General features: G+C 73.5%; 15 protein-coding genes. 2 read left to right on the top strand and 13 right to left on the bottom strand.

Annotation, left to right across the window (positions count from 1 at the left end; all coding sequences use genetic code 11):
- Nucleotides 1-80: 80 nt before the first annotated feature.
- Nucleotides 81-1211, bottom strand: coding sequence for a succinyldiaminopimelate transaminase (gene dapC / locus ACN9MS_RS07035; protein ID WP_426311298.1), 1131 nt, complete (start codon nucleotides 1209-1211; stop codon nucleotides 81-83).
- Between the two features lie 19 nt (nucleotides 1212-1230).
- Nucleotides 1231-1548 (bottom strand): ferredoxin, encoded by a 318-nt coding sequence (fdxA, locus tag ACN9MS_RS07030; protein WP_024841122.1) that lies wholly within the window; start codon nucleotides 1546-1548, stop codon nucleotides 1231-1233.
- A 155-nt stretch (nucleotides 1549-1703) separates the two neighbouring features.
- Between fdxA and ACN9MS_RS07025 the strand changes: the two genes are divergently transcribed.
- On the top strand, nucleotides 1704-1997 hold the full coding sequence (locus ACN9MS_RS07025) for a hypothetical protein (protein ID WP_426311297.1): 294 nt from the start codon (nucleotides 1704-1706) through the stop codon (nucleotides 1995-1997).
- A gap of 19 nt (nucleotides 1998-2016) precedes the next feature.
- On the opposite strand, the gene ACN9MS_RS07020 is transcribed toward ACN9MS_RS07025, so the two are convergent.
- The 9 genes from ACN9MS_RS07020 to ACN9MS_RS06980 form a co-directional block, all read right to left on the bottom strand.
- A complete protein-coding gene (locus ACN9MS_RS07020; protein ID WP_426311296.1) occupies nucleotides 2017-3009 on the bottom strand; it encodes a prephenate dehydrogenase in 993 nt (330 codons plus the stop codon).
- Complete coding sequence (locus ACN9MS_RS07015; protein WP_426311295.1) at nucleotides 3006-3968, bottom strand: prephenate dehydratase; 963 nt, start codon at nucleotides 3966-3968, stop codon at nucleotides 3006-3008. The genes ACN9MS_RS07020 and ACN9MS_RS07015 overlap by 4 nt, the downstream gene beginning before the upstream one ends.
- A complete protein-coding gene (locus ACN9MS_RS07010; RefSeq protein WP_426311294.1) occupies nucleotides 3965-4870 on the bottom strand; it encodes a hypothetical protein in 906 nt (301 codons plus the stop codon). Before ACN9MS_RS07010 ends, ACN9MS_RS07015 begins: the two co-directional genes overlap by 4 nt.
- A 31-nt stretch (nucleotides 4871-4901) precedes the next feature.
- Nucleotides 4902-7925 carry a VanW family protein gene (locus tag ACN9MS_RS07005; RefSeq protein ID WP_426311293.1) on the bottom strand — a complete coding sequence of 1008 codons (3024 nt, stop codon included), beginning with the start codon at nucleotides 7923-7925 and terminating at the stop codon, nucleotides 4902-4904.
- 76 nt (nucleotides 7926-8001) lie between these two features.
- Nucleotides 8002-8451 carry a hypothetical protein gene (locus ACN9MS_RS07000; protein ID WP_426311292.1) on the bottom strand — a complete coding sequence of 150 codons (450 nt, stop codon included), beginning with the start codon at nucleotides 8449-8451 and terminating at the stop codon, nucleotides 8002-8004.
- A gap of 10 nt (nucleotides 8452-8461) precedes the next feature.
- On the bottom strand, nucleotides 8462-9496 hold the full coding sequence (locus ACN9MS_RS06995; RefSeq protein ID WP_426311291.1) for a PIG-L family deacetylase: 1035 nt from the start codon (nucleotides 9494-9496) through the stop codon (nucleotides 8462-8464).
- A 14-nt stretch (nucleotides 9497-9510) separates the two neighbouring features.
- On the bottom strand, nucleotides 9511-11421 hold the full coding sequence (gene typA / locus ACN9MS_RS06990; protein ID WP_047232779.1) for a translational GTPase TypA: 1911 nt from the start codon (nucleotides 11419-11421) through the stop codon (nucleotides 9511-9513).
- A 220-nt stretch (nucleotides 11422-11641) separates the two neighbouring features.
- Nucleotides 11642-13390, bottom strand: a complete 1749-nt coding sequence (locus ACN9MS_RS06985) for a BCCT family transporter (protein WP_426311290.1) — start codon at nucleotides 13388-13390, stop codon at nucleotides 11642-11644.
- A 115-nt stretch (nucleotides 13391-13505) separates the two neighbouring features.
- On the bottom strand, nucleotides 13506-15335 hold the full coding sequence (locus ACN9MS_RS06980) for an ABC transporter ATP-binding protein (RefSeq protein WP_426311289.1): 1830 nt from the start codon (nucleotides 15333-15335) through the stop codon (nucleotides 13506-13508).
- Between the two features lie 65 nt (nucleotides 15336-15400).
- Between ACN9MS_RS06980 and ACN9MS_RS06975 the strand changes: the two genes are divergently transcribed.
- Nucleotides 15401-15979 carry a PH domain-containing protein gene (locus ACN9MS_RS06975; protein WP_426311288.1) on the top strand — a complete coding sequence of 193 codons (579 nt, stop codon included), beginning with the start codon at nucleotides 15401-15403 and terminating at the stop codon, nucleotides 15977-15979.
- Between the two features lie 68 nt (nucleotides 15980-16047).
- Here ACN9MS_RS06975 and ACN9MS_RS06970 read toward each other — a convergent pair whose 3' ends face one another.
- Together ACN9MS_RS06970 and ACN9MS_RS06965 are read right to left on the bottom strand one after the other, a co-directional pair.
- A complete protein-coding gene (locus ACN9MS_RS06970) occupies nucleotides 16048-17085 on the bottom strand; it encodes an ABC transporter permease (RefSeq protein ID WP_053371173.1) in 1038 nt (345 codons plus the stop codon).
- On the bottom strand, nucleotides 17082-18611 hold the full coding sequence (locus ACN9MS_RS06965; protein ID WP_426311287.1) for an ABC transporter permease: 1530 nt from the start codon (nucleotides 18609-18611) through the stop codon (nucleotides 17082-17084). Before ACN9MS_RS06965 ends, ACN9MS_RS06970 begins: the two co-directional genes overlap by 4 nt.
- Nucleotides 18612-18849: the final 238 nt, after the last annotated feature.

The following is an 18849-nucleotide window of genomic DNA, read 5'->3' as shown; positions in this document are numbered from 1 at the left end:
TACCCCGCTTCACCCGCACGTGACCAATCCTGAACCGTCACGAGAACACCACACCTCTGTGAGGCAGGTCACGTCAGCGATCAGGCTCCGGAGAGTCGAGCCGCGGCCTCGTGGACGCGCTCGTCGGTCGCGGTGAGCGCGACCCGCACGTGCCCCGCGCCCTCCGGTCCGTAGAACGCCCCGGGCCCTACCAGTATGCCGAGGTCGGCGAGGTCGGACACGGTCCGCCAGCAGTCGCCGCCGTCGTCCCCCGCCGGTCGTGACCACAGGTAGAGGCCCGCCTCGGAGTGGTCGACCTGGAGCCCGGCGTCGCCGAGCGCCGCGACGAGCACCTCGCGCCGGCGCGCGTAGACGTCGCGCTGCGCGGCGACGTGCGCGTCGTCGGAGAGGGCGGCGACCATCGCCGCCTGGACGGGCGCGGGCACGATCATGCCGAGGTGCTTGCGCGTCGCGAGCAGGTCCGCGACGAGAGCCGGGTCTCCGGCGACGAACGCGGCCCGGTAGCCGGCCATGCTCGACTGCTTCGAGAGCGAGTAGGTGACGAGGAGCCCGTCGGGCGACCCGCCGGAGACGGCCGGGTCGAGCAGGCTCGGCACGCCCTGCGACGCGTAGGGCTCGGCCCACGCGAGCTCCGCGTAGCACTCGTCGCTCGCGACGACCGCGCCGATCTCGCGCGCCGCGGAGACGACGCGCGCGAGGTGGGCTGCGTCGAGCACCCGGCCGGTCGGGTTGCTCGGGGAGTTGACCCAGACGAGGCGCACGTCGGTGCGCCCGGCCCACTCGTCGACGTCGTCGGTCGCGAGCGGCGTCGCGCCGGCGAGGCGCGCGCCGACGTCGTACGTGGGGTAGGCCGTGCGGGGGTGCACGACGACGTCCCCGGGCCCGAGGCGCAGGAGCGCGGGCAGCAGCCCGACGAGCTCCTTGCTCCCGACGGTGGGCAGCACCGCGCCGGGGTCGAGGCCGAGGACGCCGCGACGGCGGGCGAACCAGGCCGAGACGGCCTCGCGCAGCGCCGGGGTGCCGTGCGTCGTCGGGTAGCCGTGCGCGTCGGACGCCGCGGCGAGCGCGTCGCGCACGACGTCCGGCGTCGGGTCGACGGGCGTGCCGATCGAGAGGTCGACGACGCCCCGCGGGTGCGCGCGGGCGCGCTCCGCGTACGGGGTCAGCGTGTCCCAGGGATAGGCGAGACCGGAGAGGTCGGCGAGTCCCACGTGCGGCGGTGCCGGGTGCTCAGGCCTGCGGCGGCAGGGCGGCGATCATCGGGTCGTCCTTCTCGATGAGACCCATCTTCGCGGCGCCGCCCGGCGATCCGAGGTCGTCGAAGAACTCGACGTTCGCGCGGTAGTAGTCGCTCCACTCCGTCGGGACGTCGTCCTCGTAGTAGATGGCCTCGACCGGGCAGACCGGCTCGCACGCACCGCAGTCGACGCACTCGTCGGGGTGGATGTAGAGCGACCGCTTGCCCTCGTAGATGCAGTCGACAGGACACTCCTCGATGCACGCCTTGTCCTTGACGTCCACGCACGGCTGAGCGATCACGTAAGTCACGACCGAGTACCTTTCTGGATTCGTCCGGACCCCGGCCCGGCGAGGGGCGAGGTCACGACAGGGAGACGCAGGACTAGTATCGCTCAGGTCGGGCCATGCCCGACCCTTCCTGACCAGCCCGTGGACGAACGTCACAGACCCGAGGAGCGCCTGCCGTGCCCGACGCGCCCTGGACCGCGTGGGCCCCGGGCACCCGGGTGGTCGTCCGCCGTCGCCTCACCGAGGACGAGGCGGCCGCCGCGGGCAAGCCCCTCACCGACGTCATCGGCGTCGTCGTGCGGACGACCGCGACCGAGCTCGTCCTGCGCGAGGACGCGGGCGGGAGCGCCGCCCCGCCGCACCGCGGTCACGGCGTGCACGACGCCGTCCCGCCCCTCGTCGTCGTCCCGCTCGACGCGATCGTGGCGGGCAAGCCCGTCCCGCCGCGCCCGCCACGTCGGCCCGCCTGACCCGGCGGCCGGGCCTGCCTCAGGCGACGACGACCGCGTCGTCCTCGACGGCCACGACGACGGCCCCACGGGCCCCCGCCGCGGTGAGCGCCGCGCGCCACTCCCCCGCGTCGTCGAGGACCACGCGCAGCCGCTCACCGGTCCCCGCCTCCGCGGCGGGGACGCGGACCGGGTCGGGCCGGTCGAAGAACTCCCCCACGGGCGCGTTCGACTCGAGAGCCGCGACGAGCTGCTCGAGGTCGCGCACGACCACGCGCAGCGCGGACGCCACCCAGGCGGCGTTGTCGGTGACCATCGCCTCGGTGCGCCGGGGGTCGGTGCGCCCCACCCGCGTCGCGTCCCGGAAGCTGCCCGCCGCCAGCCCGCGCGCGACGTCGCGCACCGGAGCGTCCGCGACGACGCCGAGGAGCTCGGTGGCGAGCACGTGCGGGACGTGGCTGACGAGCGCCGTCGACTCGTCGTGGACGTCGTCGGTGAGCACGTGGACCGTCCCGCCGAGCGGACCCGTCACGAGCCGCAGCACCGTGGCGAACGCCTCGCGGCGCGTCGTCCCGTCGAGCGTGACCGCCCATCGGGCGCCGTCGAGCATCCGCGGGTCGGACGCCTCGAACCCCGAGTGCTCGGTTCCGGCCATGGGGTGCGCCCCGACGTAGCGCGCGTCGAGACCCGCCGACCGGACGGCGTCGCGCACCGCGCCCTTCACGCTGCCGACGTCGGTGACGACGGTCGCGCCGCGCACGTGCCGTGCGACGTCGGTCGCGACCGCCCGCATGGCCCGCAGCGGGACGGCGAGCACGAGGACGTCGGGCTCGGCCGCGCACACGTCGGCCACGTCGCCGACGACCTGCAGGCCCGCGGCGCGTGCGGCGGCGCGCGTGGAGGCGGTCGCGTCGTGCGCGGTCACCTCGACGCCCTGCTCGTGCAGGAGCCGCGCGACCGAGCCGCCGACCAGCCCGAGCCCGACGACCCCGACCCGCAGCCCCGGCCTCTCGGGGCCGGCGTCGGCCGTCACCACAGCAGCCCCGCCGCGAGCGCGGCCGGGTCCGCCGAGGAGTCGACGCTGCCGACCGGGACGTGCGCGACGTCCACGTCGGCGTGCACCGACTCGTCCAGCTCGCCGCGCGCGGGCACGACCCCGAGGGCCTTGAGCGAGTCGCCCGCCCGGACCAGGTCGTCGAGCACGGCGCGGACCGGGGCGTCCCACGGGGCGCCGTCGACGGTCAGGACGAACACGTAGGTGCCGGCCACCGCCTTGAGCGGGCGCGTGATGAGGCTCGACAGGTTGACGCCGCGCTCGCCGAAGGACCGGGTGATGCGGGCGAGCACGCCCGGCCCGGTGACGACGGGGGTCACCGCGAGCATCGTGCGCCACGGGCCGTCGCCTTGGGCGCGCGCCGCCTCCAGGGCCGCCGTCGCCTCTGCCCGCGGCGCGAGGACGAGGAACCGGGTCCGGGCGCCGGCGAAGTCCTCGACAGCGCGCTCGAACGTGTCGAGGCCGTAGAGCTCGCCGCAGATCGTCGGCCCCAGCGCCACCTGGTGCGGACCGGCGTCCCGGCACGCCGCCGCGTTCGACGACGCGGCGAGCGGGGCGAGCCCGCTCCGGCGGACGAACTCCTGGCACTGCGCGAGGCCGTGCGGGTGGGCGGTGACCTCTGTCAGCTCACCGTGGCCGGGCCGCACGAACGCGTCGAACGAGATGTCGAGCACGACCTCGTCCACCGCGACGACCGTCGCGCTCCCGACGATCGCGTCGAGCGACGGCACCACGTAGCCCTCGACCGTGTTCTCGATCGCGACGACGCCGCGCGCGAGCTCTCCGGCGGCGACCCCGGCGAACACGTCCGCCACCGTCGTGCACGCGGCGAGGCGCGCGGACCGGTCGGCCTGGCCGTCCGCGTGGTCGGCGCACCACCCGGCCGCCGCCTGGTGCGTGAACGACCCCTCCGGGCCGAGGTAGCCGACGACGCTCACGCGCGCACGGGGTCCGGCGCCGACGCCCAGCGCGGGGCGAGCGCGTCCGGGCCGGGCACGAACTCCTGTCCGGGCAGGACGGCCAGCAGGCGGTGCGCGACGCCCCGCTCCGCGAAGCCCCCGAGGAGAGCGTCGAGCGTCCCCGCGTCGGGGCAGGAGAACGCGCAGAAGAAGATGTGGGGCCCGGCCTCGGAGCGGTGGCTGCGCAGGTGCTGGAGGTCGATGCCTGCCTGGGCGACGAGCGCGAGCGTCTCCTGGAGCGAGCCGCGGTGGTCGTCCCGCGGCCCGAACGCGAGCCAGACCTGGGCGACGCCCTCGGCTCGCGGCACGGCGTCCCGGCTCTCCAGGAGGCCGTACCAGACGGGCGCGCCGTCGCCGAGGACCTCGCTCCCGGTGAGCTCGGCGTACCCGAGCGCGGCGAGCGGTCCCGCGGCGACGGAGCGCTCGACGACGAGGCTGCCGTCGGGGCCGGCGAGCGCGATGCGCTCCTCCAGGCTCGTCCGCGTCGGGACGAGGGACGGGCTCACGCCCATCGTGCGCAGCACGTGGCGGCGGTCGCGCATGCCCGCCTCGTCCACGACGACGTGCCCCGTCAGGTCCCGCGCGGCGCCCGAGCGCCCGACCCAGACCCACTGCGCCGGCACGGCCGACGCGCCCGTGAGCACGAGCGTGGGCGGCGCGGCGAGCAGCGCCCGCTCCAGCTCGTGCGACGGCTGCGCCGGGTGCCCCAGGTGCACGACGGCGGACAGTCCGTCGATGCTCGCGACAGTCGACAGCGTGGCCGTCGTCGACCCGAGGTCGAGCAGCGCGTCCGCCTCGGCGGGGTCGCCCTCGACCCAGCCGGCCGCCGTGGCCGCGAGCAGCGCCTGCGCGCCCGACTCCCGTTCGCTCCGTCCGAGCATGGGACCTCCGTGTGTGTGGTGGACCGGTCGTCTACTCGCAGACGACCGCGTTGTCCGGCTTGTACGTCCACCGGTAGGACTCGTCCTTGACGAGCTCGCCCTCGCGGTAGACCTTGCGGTAGTTGGTGATGGAGAAGCCCGGGCTGCCCGCGGGCGTCGGGGCGCAGTCGGCGCCGGAGTGCGTGACCGTCGTCGGCTGGACCACGTTCGACTTGCCGCTGGACGACGTCTCCACGTCGTAGTACTTGGTGCTCCAGATCGCGACGTGCAGCTCGCCCCCGCCGACCCAGGACTGCATGAGGACGCCGTACGGGGTGTCGTTCTTGAACTTCATGTCGATCGAACCGACGAAGATCGTCGCCTCGCGCCCCGCGGGGTAGCGCTCGAACCAGTAGCTGTGCGGTCGGTGCTCGACGTCCTCGAGGCCGGCGAAGAACCCGGCGTTGTACGTGGTCGTCGCCATCTGCGACAGACCGCCGCCGACGCCCTCCGTGTGGCGACCGCTCTCGACGATGCCCGCCGCGAAGTAGCCGCCCTCGAGGGTGATGGGCGACAGCGTGTCGACGAGCGAGAAGGTCTCGCCCGGCTTCACGAGGGTCCCCGTCACCTTCTCCGCGCCGCGCCGCAGGTTCGCGGTGCGGACCGGGACGTTGGGCACGGGCGTCGAGAACTCCGAGACCTTCTCCTTGATCCCGAGCGCCTCGAGCGCGGCGACCGACTGCTCGGGGTCGGACTCGACGAGCTCGACCGTCGCGGTCCGCTCGTCGCCCGACGCCGCCGTCGTGACGGCCGCCGCGATGGCCGCCGGGTCGATCGTCGTGCCGGGCTCCCCGCCCTCGATCACCGGCGCGCCGTCCTGGAAGACGAAGTGCGCGTCGTCCGCGGCGGTGAGCAGGTCGTTCGTCCGGTCGACCACCGAGTCCACGAGCGTCGCGCCGTCGAACGTGAGCGTGAGCACCCCGTCCGTCGCCGGGAACGACGCGGCAGCCGCGAGCGCCTCCGGCGGGAGCTCGGGGTTCTGCCCCCCGACCGAGACGACGACGGGCGCGGAGACGACCTTCTCCGCCTGAGCGAGCGCGGCGTCCGTCTCCTCCTGCGTGATCGCGGGCTCCACGGGCTCGGTCGGCAGCGCGACCGGGCCGTCCGTGACGAGCCAGCTCGACGTGATGGCCGCCGGGACCTCGTCCGTCACGAGGGCCGAGCCGTCGGCCGCCGCCGTGCTCGTCGGGGCACCGTCCACGAACTGCACCGTGCCGTCGACCGGCTCGATCTCGAGGCTCCCGCGCAGCGCCTCGACCTGGGCGTCGAGCGCCGCGTCGTCGACCGCGACCACGGGGGCCTCGTCCTCGCCGCCGAAGAGGTGCTGCCACAGGCGGGCCGGGCTCATCGAGAAGGCCGTGAGCTCCTCGGCGGTGGCTGCGGCGTCGAACGTGAGGCCTGCGGTCGCCGGGTCGAGCGTCGTGCTCGCCTCGCCCGCCGTGAGCGTGACCGGCTCGGCCGCGCGCGGGCCGAGCTCGGACTCGAGCTTGTCCTGCGCCGCCGTCCGGGTGAGTCCCCCCACGTCCACGCCGGCGACGCTCGTCCCGCTCGGCACCTTGTCCGAGAAGAACCACTGCGCACCCGTGTAGAGGCCGCCGAGGACGAGGACGCCGATGCCCGTCCACATCAGCCCGCGCACCCAGCCGCGCCGGGGGGCGTCCTCCTCGAAACCGTCGAAGGGCGACGTCTGCCGGGACTCGTCGGGCGGGACCGGGCCGAAGGCGCTTCCCAGGCCGGCTGCCGCCGGTGCGGCCGCGGGCGTCGCGCCCGGGGCCGCCGTCGGGTCCGCCTCGGGGGCCGTGGCCGGAGCACCCGGCCGGACGGAGGTCCGGACGACCGGGGCGGGCCGGGACCACGGGTCGACGGGCGGGATGACCTGGGTGGCGTCCGCGGCCTGCGCGGGGGCCGGGTCCGCGGGCGCGGGGTCCGGAACGTCCGCCGACGGCACGGGTGCCTGCGGCGGCACCACGGGCACGACGGCGGTCCGCTCGGTCTCGGGCTCCTCCACCGCGGGCACCACGGCGGTCTGCTCGGCCGAGGGCTCGTCCGCCGCGACGTCCGGACCGTCCGAGGGCGTCGCGGCCTGCGCCTCGGTCCCGGGCGACGGGACGAGCACGGCCGGGACGCTGGGGTCGAACGCGAAGACGCGGGGCACGTACGGCTCCTCCTCGCCGTCGTCCTCCTCGTCCGGGGACGACGGCGGGCCGACCGTCCCGGCGGGGGCGGTCGACGGCGGCTCGGTCTCCGCCACGGGGGCCGAGCCGGCCGGCGCCTCGGGCACGGGTGCGGCGCTCGGCGCCTCTCCCGCGGCCGGAGCCTCCACGGCACCGTCCGCGACCGGGACGTCGTCCACCGCAGCGGTTCCCGCGTCCGACGCGGTCGCATCCTGCGCTGAGCCGTCCTCGGCCCCGACGGCCGTCCCGGCCGGAGCGGCCGCGGGCTCGCTGCGCGGCGCCGGCACCTGCGCCGCGTCGTCGGGAGCGTCGCCCGCGTCGGTCGAGGAGGCATCCGCCGGCTGCGCGCCGCCCGGGAGGGCGTCGGCCTGCGGCACGACACCTTCCGAGCCCTCCGGCAGGTCCGGCTGGTCCTCGGTCACCTCGATGACCGTCGTCTCGTCCGGATCGACCGGGGCGTCTTCCCGCTCGTGCGGGGCTGCGGGCTCGGCGAGCGCCACCGGCTCGGCAGCCACCACCGGCTCGACCGCGACGCCGTCGCCGGCCGGGGTGTCCTGGTCGAGCGGCGGCGCGGGCTCGGGGACCTCGTCCGCAGCGGCGGCCTCGCCCGTGCCGACCCGCGGTGCGTCGTCCACGGCGGGCACGGACTCGGCGGGGGCACCGGCCTCGTCGGCGACGTCGCCGTCGTCCGTGCCGGGCTGCTCGGGGACGTCGGCCGTCCCGGGCGCCTCGGCGCTCTCGTCGGTGGGGGCGGGCTCGGGGTGGGGACCGGGGGCCCCGGTCCCCGGGACGGCGTCCTGAGGGGAGTCGAGATCGGCGTCTCGGTCGGTCGGCTGACCCATCCACTGTCTCCGTGACGAAAGGCGCGCGGCTGTCCGCGCGACGACGAGGGGTGTGCGGGGATCCGCACCGCGAATTCTAGCGGGACGCGAGGGGGTCCTCGGGTCCGTCGTGCCTGGTGGGACGCCCGTGGAGCGCCGGGCGGACGGGTCGGTCGCTGAACCACGAACGCGGCAGGAACGCGACCGCCGCGACGACGAGCAGACCGCCGTAGATCCAGACGTACCCGACGGGCTCGCTGGGCACGAGGACGTCGCCGCCGGGGCCTTCGAGCGAGAGCAGCTGCACCACGACGACCCATCCGATGCCGTAGCCGAGCAGGCCGGCCATGCCACCCCAGGCGCGTGCGAGGGTGCCGGCCGCGAAGACGGTCAGCAGCGCGAGGACGATGCCCAGCCCAGCGCCTCCGGGGAGGTCGACGCCGAGCACGTGCGCCCGGTGCGCGACGGTGCCGACGAGCCCGACGATCACACCGACGAGCGCGCACGCCACCCCGCGGCCGACGAGCCGCCCCATACCGGTCTCCACGGGGCCCAGATTAACGCGTGGGCTCGGGCCGGACCTGGTCGCCCGGGAGAGCGCCGCCGGAGGGAGCGTAGAACTCGTGTGAAGGGACGGGGGCCAGCACGTCGTTGCTGAGGGCGTACCAGCCCAGCACGCCCTCGAGGTCGTCGCCCTCGCCGGATCCCTCGGCCCCGACCGCGGCGGTCACGCGCTGGACCTGCGTCGCGTGCGCCCGCATCGCGGCGAGGAGCTGGTCGAGGACGGGCGCCACCGGAACGGTCACGAGCAGGGGCAGCGAGGGGTCGGGGCGCGCGACCGGAGGCAGGTCCTCGTCCGGGTCGGGCAGGACGAGGGCGGCGTCGTCCGCGAGGAGCGCCCGGACCGCGGGGTGCGCCGCGAGGGCGCTCCGCGCGGCGCGCACCGTGCTCGCGGGGGCGACGGCCTGCCAGAGCGCGGGCACGGGCTCGCCGGCGGCACCGAGCAGCTCCAGCGCCCGGACGGTGACGTCGTGCGCGCGCACGTGGTCGGGATGCCCGTACCCGCCCCCGGGCTCGTACGTCGCGACGACGGCGGGACGGCGGTCGCGCACGACGGCGGCCAACCGCGCGGCGGCCTCGTCGAGCGGGACGGCGACGAACGCCCGGGGTGGGAGGTCCTCCGCGGCGCTCGCGACGCTGGGCGCGACCCAGGCCATCCCGGAGTCCTCGAACCGGGGCCGCGCGGCACCGTCGGGAAGCGTGCTCGCCCCGGGAGGCGTCACCGTGTCGAGGAAGACGTGGTCCGAGACGCCGAGGACGGCGAGCGCGCGGGCGAGCTCCCCCTCGCGGTGCGCGGCGAGGGCGGAACCGTCGCCCTCGAGGTGCCCGACGCCGGTCGGGTGCGCGGGCGTGTCGATCACCTCGCCCCGCTCGCCGCGCGTGCACGTCACGACGGTGACGCGCTGCCCGGACCGCGCCCAGGTCGCGAGGAGCGCACCCGTGGCGAGCGTCTCGTCGTCGGGGTGGGCGTGCACGGCCAGCAGACCACCGTCGGGCACGACGGCGGTCTGCTGGTAGGACGGGACGGTCACCCCGTGAGGCGACGTCAGGCGCGCTTGGCGCGCGAGACCGCGCGAGCGCGCTCGGTCTGGTCGAGCAGGACCTTGCGGATGCGGACGACCTCGGGCGTGACCTCGACGCACTCGTCCTCGCGCGCGAACTCGAGCGACTCCTCGAGCGTGAGGTGGCGCGGCGGGATGAGGTTCTCGAAGTTGTCGGCCGTCGAGGACCGCATGTTCGTGAGCTTCTTCTCCTTGGTGATGTTCACGTCCATGTCCTCGTTGCGCGAGTTCTCGCCGACGATCATGCCCTCGTAGACCTCCTGGGTGGGGTCGACGAAGAACGAGCCGCGCTCCTGGAGGTTGATCATCGCGAACGGCGTCACCTTGCCGGCGCGGTCGGCCACGAGCGAGCCCGTCGTGCGGGTCTCGATGTGCCCGGCCCACGGCTCGTAGCCCTCGGAGATCGAGGCCGCGATGCCCGTGCCGCGCGTCTCCGTGAGGAAGCGCGTGCGGAAGCCGATGAGCCCGCGCGCCGGGACCATGAACTCCATGCGGATCCAGCCCGTGCCGTGGTTGGACATGGTCTCCATGCGGCCCTTGCGCTGCGCGAGGAGCTGCGTGACGTTGCCGAGGTACTCCTCGGGGACGTCGATGGTCATGCGCTCCATCGGCTCGTGCGTCTTGCCGTCGATCGTGCGCGTGACGACCTGCGGCTTGCCGACCGTGAGCTCGAAGCCCTCGCGGCGCATCTGCTCGACGAGGATCGCGAGCGCGAGCTCGCCGCGGCCCTGGACCTCCCACGCGTCGGGACGCTCGGTCGGCAGCACGCGCAGCGACACGTTGCCGACGAGCTCGGAGTCGAGGCGGTCCTTGACCTGGCGGGCCGTCACCTTGTGGCCCTTGCCGCCCTTGCCCGCGAGCGGCGACGTGTTGATCCCGATGGTCATGGAGATCGCCGGGTCGTCGACCGTGATGAGCGGGAGCGGGCGCGGGTCCTCGGGGTCGGTGAGCGTCTCGCCGATCGTGATGTCCGCGATGCCCGCGACGGCGACGATGTCGCCGGGCGCGGCCGACTCCGTCGGGACGCGGTCGAGCGCCTTGGTCTCGAGGAGCTCGGTGATCTTGACGTTCTGGAGCGTGCCGTCGTGCCGTGCCCACGCGACGACCTGGCCCTTGCGGAGCTCGCCGTTGAAGATGCGCAGCAGCGCGAGGCGGCCGAGGAACGGCGACGCGTCGAGGTTCGTGACGTGCGCCTGGAGCGGCGCGCCCTCGTCGTACGTCGGCGCGGGGATCTTCTCGAGGATGGTCGTGAAGAGCGGCTCGAGGTCCTCGTTCGACGGGAGCTGGCCGTCCACGGGCTGGTCGAGCGACGCACGGCCGGCCTTGGCCGACGCGTACACGACCGGGACGTCCAGGATGGCGTCGAGGTCGAGGTCGGGCACCTCGTCCGCGAGGTCGGAGGCGAGGCCGAGCAGCAGGTCCGTGGCCTCGGCGACGACCTCGGTGATGCGCGAGTCCGGACGGTCGACCTTGTTGACGACGATGATGACCGGGAGCTTCGCGGCGAGCGCCTTGCGCAGCACGAACCGCGTCTGCGGGAGCGGGCCCTCGCTCGCGTCGACGAGGAGGACGACGCCGTCGACCATGGAGAGGCCGCGCTCGACCTCGCCACCGAAGTCGGCGTGGCCGGGGGTGTCGATCACGTTGATCGTGATGCCGTCGGGCTCCCCCACCGCGGCGGCGGCCGGGCCGGCGTAGCGGACCGCGGTGTTCTTCGCGAGGATGGTGATGCCCTTCTCGCGCTCGAGGTCACCGGAGTCCATGACGCGGTCGTCCACGTGCTGGTGCGCGGAGAAGGCGCCGGACTGGCGCAGCATCGCGTCGACGAGCGTGGTCTTGCCGTGGTCGACGTGGGCGACGATCGCCACGTTGCGCAGGTCGGAGCGCACAGACATCTACGGTTCTCATTTCGTGGGGTTCGAGGGGCGACGACGGCCGGCCACCTCTGCGCGCACGGCGCGGGAGCAGCCCGCCGCGGCATCACGGAGCACGGGCCGTCACCCGGGCACGGCTATCCTACCGGGTCGCGGTTCCCGCCACCATGACCCGCGTCACTCCCCCGCGTCGTTCCCTGCGTGGCTCGCCGCGACGGTCCCCGTCGCGGTGCCGACGGCGTCACGGCGGCGAGCCCTTGCGCGGGCGCCGGGTCAGGGCGCGAAACCGGTCCGGGCGGTCGGGGTAGAGCTCCTCCCACTGCTCCGAGATGCTCTCCGAGACGTGGGTGGTCACGTGCTCCGTCAGCGCGGCGCGCGCGGCCCGGCGCTCCGCCCGCAGGATCGCGGCGTGCTCCGCGCGCAGGGCGCGGACGGTCGAGACCGCCATCCCGATCATCACGACGGAGAACGGCAGCGCGATGAGGATCGCCGCGGTCTGGAGCGCCTGCAACCCGCCCGCGAGCAGGAGCGCGATCGCCAGGAGCCCCGAGACGCCCGCCCAGAAGATGCGGCTCCACGTGGGCGGGTTCGGGTTGCCGCCGCTCGCGAGCATGTCCACCACGAGCGAGCCGGAGTCCGACGACGTCACGAAGAACACGACGATGAGCAGGATCCCGACGACCGAGAGGACGTTGCCGAGCGGCAGGCCGTCGAAGAGCTGGAACAGCGTCGTGTCGGTGTCGACCGCGCCGTCCACGAGCATGCTCCCCGGCTCGGTCAGCTCGCGGTAGAGGGCCGACCCGCCGAAGACCGAGAACCACAGGGTCGTGACGACCGTCGGGACGAGGAGCGTCCCGAGGACGAACTCGCGCACCGTGCGCCCGCGCGAGATCCGGGCGATGAAGACGCCCACGAACGGCGCCCAGGAGATCCACCAGCCCCAGTAGAAGATCGTCCACGACGACTGCCACTCGAGCCCGGCCTCGCCCTGGAACGCGGTCGTGTCGAACGACAGCCGGACGATGTTCTGGACGTAGTAGCCGAGCGACTGGACCCACTCGCGCAGGAGGAAGAGGGTCGGCCCCAGGGCCAGCACGAGGACCAGGACGACCCCGGCCAGGATCATGTTGCCGTTGGACAGCCACTTGATCCCCTTGCCCAGCCCCGACACGACGGAGATCGTCGCGAGCGCGGAGATCGCCGCGATGAGCCCGATCTCGAGGGCCGTGCTCGGCTGCACCACGTCGAGGTACCCGAGGCCGGCGGAGATCTGGAGGACGCCGAAGCCCAGCGACGTCGCCACCCCGAACACCGTGCCGATGATCGCGACGACGTCGATGACGTCCCCGAGCCTGCCCTTCACCCGGTCGCCGAACAGCGGCTCGAGCGCCCACCGGATCGACACCGGCCTGCCCTTGCGGTGGATCGCGTACGCGAGCGCGAGGCCCGCGACGACGTAGATCGCCCACGCGTGGACGCCCCAGTGGAGGTAGCTCTGCCCCATGGCGGCCTGGGCGAGCGCCGGGTCGCTCCCCTCGACGCCCGGCTTGGGGCTCACGTAGTGCGACAGCGGCTCCGCCACGCCCCAGTACACGAGCCCGATCCCCATACCGGTCGCGAAGAGCATCGCGAACCACACGGGGAGCCGGAACAAGGGCTCGTCCTCGTCCTTGCCGAGCACGATGTCGCCGAAGCGGCTCAGGCCCATCCACAGGGAGAACACGACGAAGCCGGCCACGACGATCACGTAGTACCAGCCGAAGACCCCGATGACGTCCCGCTGGAGCGTGTTCATGAGCGCCGTCACCGTGTCGGTGAAGAGGATGGTCGCGAGCACGAAGAGCAGGATGATCCCGGCCGCCGGGTAGAACACCCGAGGGTCGGGTCTCCCGGTGCGAGGGCTGTCGAGGTCGTCGGCCGCCGTGGCTCCGCGGGCGGGAGAGCCCACGTCGGAGGGCTCAGGGGGCGTCTCGTGCTCCGGCGCGCTCATGGGCTCCAGGCTTGTCGTGCACGGGCCCCCCGGCAACCGGAACGCCTCGGGGGCGGCTGCGTGCGCAGCCGCCCCCGAGGCGTCGTCCGGTCCCGCACGTCGGTGCGGGGTGCGGTCAGAACCCGGCGCCCGCCGTGGGCGGCGCGCTCCGCTCGTGGTCGATGTCGTCGCGCTGCTCCGCGAGCGAGCGCTCCTCGTCGACGAGCGACGAGAGCTCGTCGTTCGCGATGTCGCGCGCCGCGGCCTCGAGCAGCGCGTCGCGCGCGGCACGGCGCTCGCGCTGCGCCGCCGGGTCCGGCACCGGCACCGCGGCGAGGAGCCGCTGCGTGTACGGGTGCTGGGGAGCGTGCACGATCTGCGACGTCGCGCCCACCTCGACCAGCTTGCCCTTGTGCATCACGGCGATGCGGTCGGACAGCATCTCGACGACCGCGAGGTCGTGCGAGATGAACAGGCACGCGAACCCGTGCTCGCGCTGGAGGTCCGTGAACAGGTCGAGGACCCTGGCCTGCACGGACACGTCGAGCGCCGACGTCGGCTCGTCGGCCACGAGCAGCTTGGGCTCGAGCGAGAGCGCACGGGCGATGCCGACGCGCTGGCGCTGACCGCCCGAGAGCTCGTGCGGGTAGCGGTTGCGCATCGCGCGCGGGAGCTCGACCTGGTCGAGCAGGCGCTCGACCTCACGGCTGAGCTCCTTGCCCTTCACGCCCTTGTGCAGCATGAGCGGCTCGCCGATGGACTCGCCGATCGGCAGGCGCGGGTTGAGCGACGACCCCGGGTCCTGGAACACGATGCCGACCTCGGTGCGCAGCGGCTTGAGGTCCTTGGGCGTGGCGCCCACCATGTTCCTGCCGACGATCTCGAGCGAACCCCCGGTGACCGGCAGGAGGCCGACGGCTGCACGCCCGATCGTCGTCTTGCCCGAGCCCGACTCGCCCACGAGCCCGAGGACCTCGCCCTGGCGGATCTGCATCGACACCTCGTCGACCGCGCGGAACGCGGCCTGGCGGCGTCGACCGGGGTACTCGATGATCATGTCCTGCGCGTCGAGCACGAGCGGGCGCTCCTGCGCCGCGGCCGCCGGGACGCGGTCCGTGGCCGTGGTCGCCTCGCGCGTTGAGCCCAGGTGCGGCACCGCCTCGAGGAGACGGACCGTGTACGGGTGCTTCGGCGCGCCGAAGATCTCGGCCGACGTGCCGCGCTCGACGACCTGGCCGTCCTTCATGACCATGATCGAGTCGGCCATGTCGGCCACCACGCCCATGTCGTGCGTGATGAGGATGATCGCGGCGTCGACCCGGTAGCGCAGGTCCCGGAGCAGCTTGAGGATCTCGGCCTGGACCGTGACGTCGAGCGCCGTGGTCGGCTCGTCGGCGACGAGGAGCTTGGGGTCGCACGCGAGGGCCTGGGCGATCATCGCGCGCTGGCGCTGACCGCCGGAGAGCTGGTGCGGGTACGCGTCGAAGCGTCGCTCCGGCTCCGGGATCTCGACGAGCCGCAGGAGCTCGATCGCGCGCTTCTTCGCGTCGGCGGGGCCGACGTTGAAGTGCGTCCGGATGGTCTCGACGATCTGGAAGCCCACCGTGTACACGGGGTTCAGCGCCGTCATCGGCTCCTGGAAGATCATGGAGATCTCCTTGCCGCGGACGTGCCGCAGCGAGCCGTGCGACATGCCGATGAGCTCGCGGTCGCCGAGCTTGGCGGAGCCGCGGGCACGACCGTTCGGCGGCAGCAGGCCCAGCAGCGCGAGCGACGACTGGGACTTGCCCGAGCCGGACTCGCCGACGATCGCGAGGACCTCACCGGAGTGGAGGTCGTAGCTCACGTCCGTGGCCGCGGGGTACCAGGCCTTGTCGACGTAGAAGTCCACGCCGAGGTTGCGCACGGTCAGCACGGGGCTGCCCTGGCGCGCGGCCGGGGCCGCGGGAGACGTCTCGATGGCCACGCTGATCAGTGTCCTTCCTGCTGGAGCCGGCGCTCGTGGCGCCTCGACTCTGCGAGCATGGGCGCATGGGTCCCACGCTGGTCTTCCGTTCGACGTACGGCCGAGTCCTCACGGTGGCGACGGGCGCCGTCGCCGTCGCCCTGGTCGTGGTCACGGCCGTGACGGGGGACGTCGTCGCGGTCGTGGGGGCTCTGCTCCCCGCCGCGCTCGTGACGTACCTCGTCTGGATGCTGTTCTGGCGTCCCGCCGTGGAGGTGTCCGACGGCGGGGTCGAGGTCCGCAACGTCGCCCGCACCGTCCACGTGCCGTGGACCGCGTACGAGGGCGTCGAGACCCGGTACTCGCTCGAGGTGCGCTACGCGGGCGGCACGGTGACCGCCTGGGCGGCGCCCCGGTCGAGCGGGACGGCTCGCTGGCTGCGCAGCTCCCGACGGCGCACGGCCGGCCAGGACCAGGTTGTCGCGGGTGCCAGCGCCGAGGCCGTCGCCGACGCCGTCACGCAGCGCCACGGTCTGCTCGCGGCCGCCGGCCACCTCGACCGTGCGGTGCCGGGGGCTCCCGGTGCCCGCACGACGTGGCACGTCGTGCAGCTCGCCGTGCTGGGCGCGCTCGTCGTGGGGACGGTCGTGGCGCTCACTGCCTGACCTCGTCGGCGCGCCGCGCCGCCCGAGAGGTCCACGACCTCCCGGGCGGGCGGCGACGACGGCGGTCATCAGCTCGCCCCGGCCTCACCGGTCGCGCCCGGCGTGGCGGCGGCCGTGGGACGCGCGACCCGCTGTGCGCGCGCCATCTTGCGCTCCGACGGGATCCGCTTCTGACGCGGGTCGAACGCGTCGCGCAGGCCGTCACCGATGAAGTTGACGCACAGCGCGATCGCGACGATGAACAGACCCGGCCACCAGAACAGCCACGGACGCGTCGCGAACGCCTCCTGGTAGTCGCTGATGAGCTTGCCGAGCGAGGTCGCCGGCGCCTGGATGCCGACGCCGAGGTAGCTCAGCGCCGTCTCGAGCAGGATCGCCGAGCTCATGAGCAGCGTGACGTTGACGATGATCACGCCCACCGCGTTGGGCAGCATGTGCTTGAAGATGATCCGCCGGTCGCTCGCGCCGGCGACGCGGGCGGCGTCGACGAACTCCCGCTCGCGCAGCGAGAGGAACTCGCCGCGCACGAGGCGCGCGAGCGGCGGCCACAGGACGAGCCCGAGGAACGCGCCCAGGATGAGCGCGTTGCTGCCGCCCGACAGGAGCGCGAGCACCGCGCCGATGACGATGACCGGCATCGTGATGACGAGGTCCGTGAAGCGCATGAGCCACGAGTCGACCCGACCGCGGTAGTACCCGGACAGCGCCCCGAAGAGGACGCCCGCCACCGTCGCGATGACGCCGACCGACAGGACCACGAGGAGCGAGGTCTGCGTGCCCTGCATGACGCGCGCGAACACGTCGCGGCCGGCCTCGTCCTGACCGAAGATGTGCTCGGGCGAGGGTGCGCCCCCGTTGACGAGCGGGTAGGTCGAGCCCTGACCGGACGCCTTGTACGCGTACCACCCGTCCCATCCGCCGATCCCGATGGACGTGATCGCGAGCGCGACGATGCCGACGAGGAAGACGAGCGCGACGACCGCGCCCTTGTGGTGGAAGAAGCGCCGTCGGACGATCTGCCCCTGGGACAGTCCCTCGACCTCGAGGAGCTCGATCTGGTTCTCGGTCGCGCCGCTCTGCGACGCGTCGTTCGGTGTGTTGCTCATGCGTTCACCCGGATCCGCGGGTCGAGGGCTGCGTAGATGAGGTCAGCCACGATGTTGGCGATGATGGCGAGGGCCGCGACGATGACGAGGTACGCCATGACGGGGTCGATCTCGCCTCGTTGCAGCGAGTTGAGGAAGAGCAGGCCCATGCCCGGTCGGGCGAAGACCTTCTCGGTGATGATCGCGCCGCCCAGCAGGGTGATGACGTCGATGGGGACGATCGTCGCGAGCGGGATCAGCGTGTTGCGGAAGCCGTGGCGCATGACGACCGTCCGCTCGGGCAGGCCCTTGGCGCGCGCCGTGCGGATGTAGTCCTGGCTCATCACCTCGAGCATGCTGGCGCGCGAGTAGCGCGTGTAGCCGGCGAACTGGATGAGCACGAGCGCGATGGTCGGCAGGAGCAGGTGCGTGTACTGGTCGAGGACCTGCACCCAGAAGTTCCCGCCGAGGTTCGGCGTGCTGTTGCCGATCGTCGGGATGGGCCGGCCGTTGATCGCCGTCGCGTTGAAGTACGCGGGCCAGACGCCCATCACCTTGTCGACGAAGATCATCGAGGCGACGAGGAACGCCGTGATGCCGGAGGCGCGCGCGGACACGCCCTTGTCGGGGCCGCCCCACGCATACCCGATCCCGATGCCGACGCCGACGGCGACGACCCCGAGGACGAGCACGAGCCACCAGTTGTCCACCTGCTTGAGGACGGACTGGATGGGGAAGTAGATGACGACGCCGACCAGGACCGTGGTGAGGGACGCGTAGAGCGCGCGGCGGTTCTTCAGCCCGGACACCAGGGCGGTGATCGCGAACGCGAGGGCGGTGCCCGTGACGATGATGATGACCGGACCGAGGTTCGGCTCGGCCCACCACCCGGAGAGCTGGAGGTAGAGCAGCGCGAGCGCGCTGGCGGCGAAGCCCATCGCGAACACGGTGAGCCGGCGCTTGAGCGTCCCGCCGAAGGCGAGGGACCAGAACAGGCCGATCACGACGCCGACCACGGCGATCACGAGGATCGAGAGGTTCGGGTCCCGCAGGAAGTCGTTGAAGCCGATCGCGCCCCACTGCTTGAGCAGGACGGCGACCCAGAAGGCCGGGAGCGAGTAAAGCACGAACGAGACGAAGATCGTCAGGTAGTCGAAGGTGCTGTACTGGCGCAGCGCGCTGACGATGCCGACCATGACGCCGAAGACGACGGCGAGGACGGTCGCCGCGGCGACGAGCTGGATGGTCGAGATCACCGCGCCCTGGAGCAGGGTCGTGACGGACTGGCCACTCTGCCAGGCCGTCCCGAGGTCACCGGTGACGAAGTCGCCGAGCCACTTGAAGTAGCGGATCACCGAGGGCGTGTCGAGATCGAGCTCGGCGGTGCGCTGGGCGATGAGCTGCGCCTTGTTGGGCTTCGTGCTCGACTCGAGATCCATGAAGATGTACGGCCGGATCGCGGCGTCGACGAGCAGGAACATCGCGAACGTGGACACGAGGAGGGTCGCCAACCCTGCCAGCACACGCCGCGAGATGAAGGAGAACATCGGAGGTCTTACCTCGCTGGTCGGTAGGGACCCCGGGTCTGGGGCCGGTCGATTCTACGCGCGGGTCTCGCGCGATCGTGAACCGAGGGGCACGGGACGCCGTGGTGAGGACGTCGGGGTTCGGGAGCACGCGAGGACCGGGGGTCCCGACGGACGGGCCGTCGGAGACCCCCGGTCTCCTGCGTCCGGACAGGCCCGCCGCCGTCCTCGCGGACGGCGACGGGCCTCGTCAGGCGGT

The sequence above is a fragment of the Cellulosimicrobium sp. E-16 genome, assembly GCF_049913115.1.
GTDB lineage: Bacteria > Actinomycetota > Actinomycetes > Actinomycetales > Cellulomonadaceae > Cellulosimicrobium.
This window is presented reverse-complemented; position numbering and strand designations above follow the sequence as displayed.

What these genes read in the sequence shown, in the direction of transcription:
- typA (WP_047232779.1), bottom strand. Translation starts at nt 11,421, where the DNA reads ATGTCTGTGCGCTCCGACCTGCGCAACGTGGCGATCGTCGCCCACGTC.
- ACN9MS_RS06985 (WP_426311290.1), bottom strand. Translation starts at nt 13,390, where the DNA reads ATGAGCGCGCCGGAGCACGAGACGCCCCCTGAGCCCTCCGACGTGGGC.
- ACN9MS_RS06970 (WP_053371173.1), bottom strand. Translation starts at nt 17,085, where the DNA reads ATGAGCAACACACCGAACGACGCGTCGCAGAGCGGCGCGACCGAGAAC.
- ACN9MS_RS07010 (WP_426311294.1), bottom strand. Translation starts at nt 4,870, where the DNA reads ATGCTCGGACGGAGCGAACGGGAGTCGGGCGCGCAGGCGCTGCTCGCG.
- ACN9MS_RS06965 (WP_426311287.1), bottom strand. Translation starts at nt 18,611, where the DNA reads ATGTTCTCCTTCATCTCGCGGCGTGTGCTGGCAGGGTTGGCGACCCTC.
- ACN9MS_RS07005 (WP_426311293.1), bottom strand. Translation starts at nt 7,925, where the DNA reads ATGGGTCAGCCGACCGACCGAGACGCCGATCTCGACTCCCCTCAGGAC.
- ACN9MS_RS06975 (WP_426311288.1), top strand. Translation starts at nt 15,401, where the DNA reads ATGGGTCCCACGCTGGTCTTCCGTTCGACGTACGGCCGAGTCCTCACG.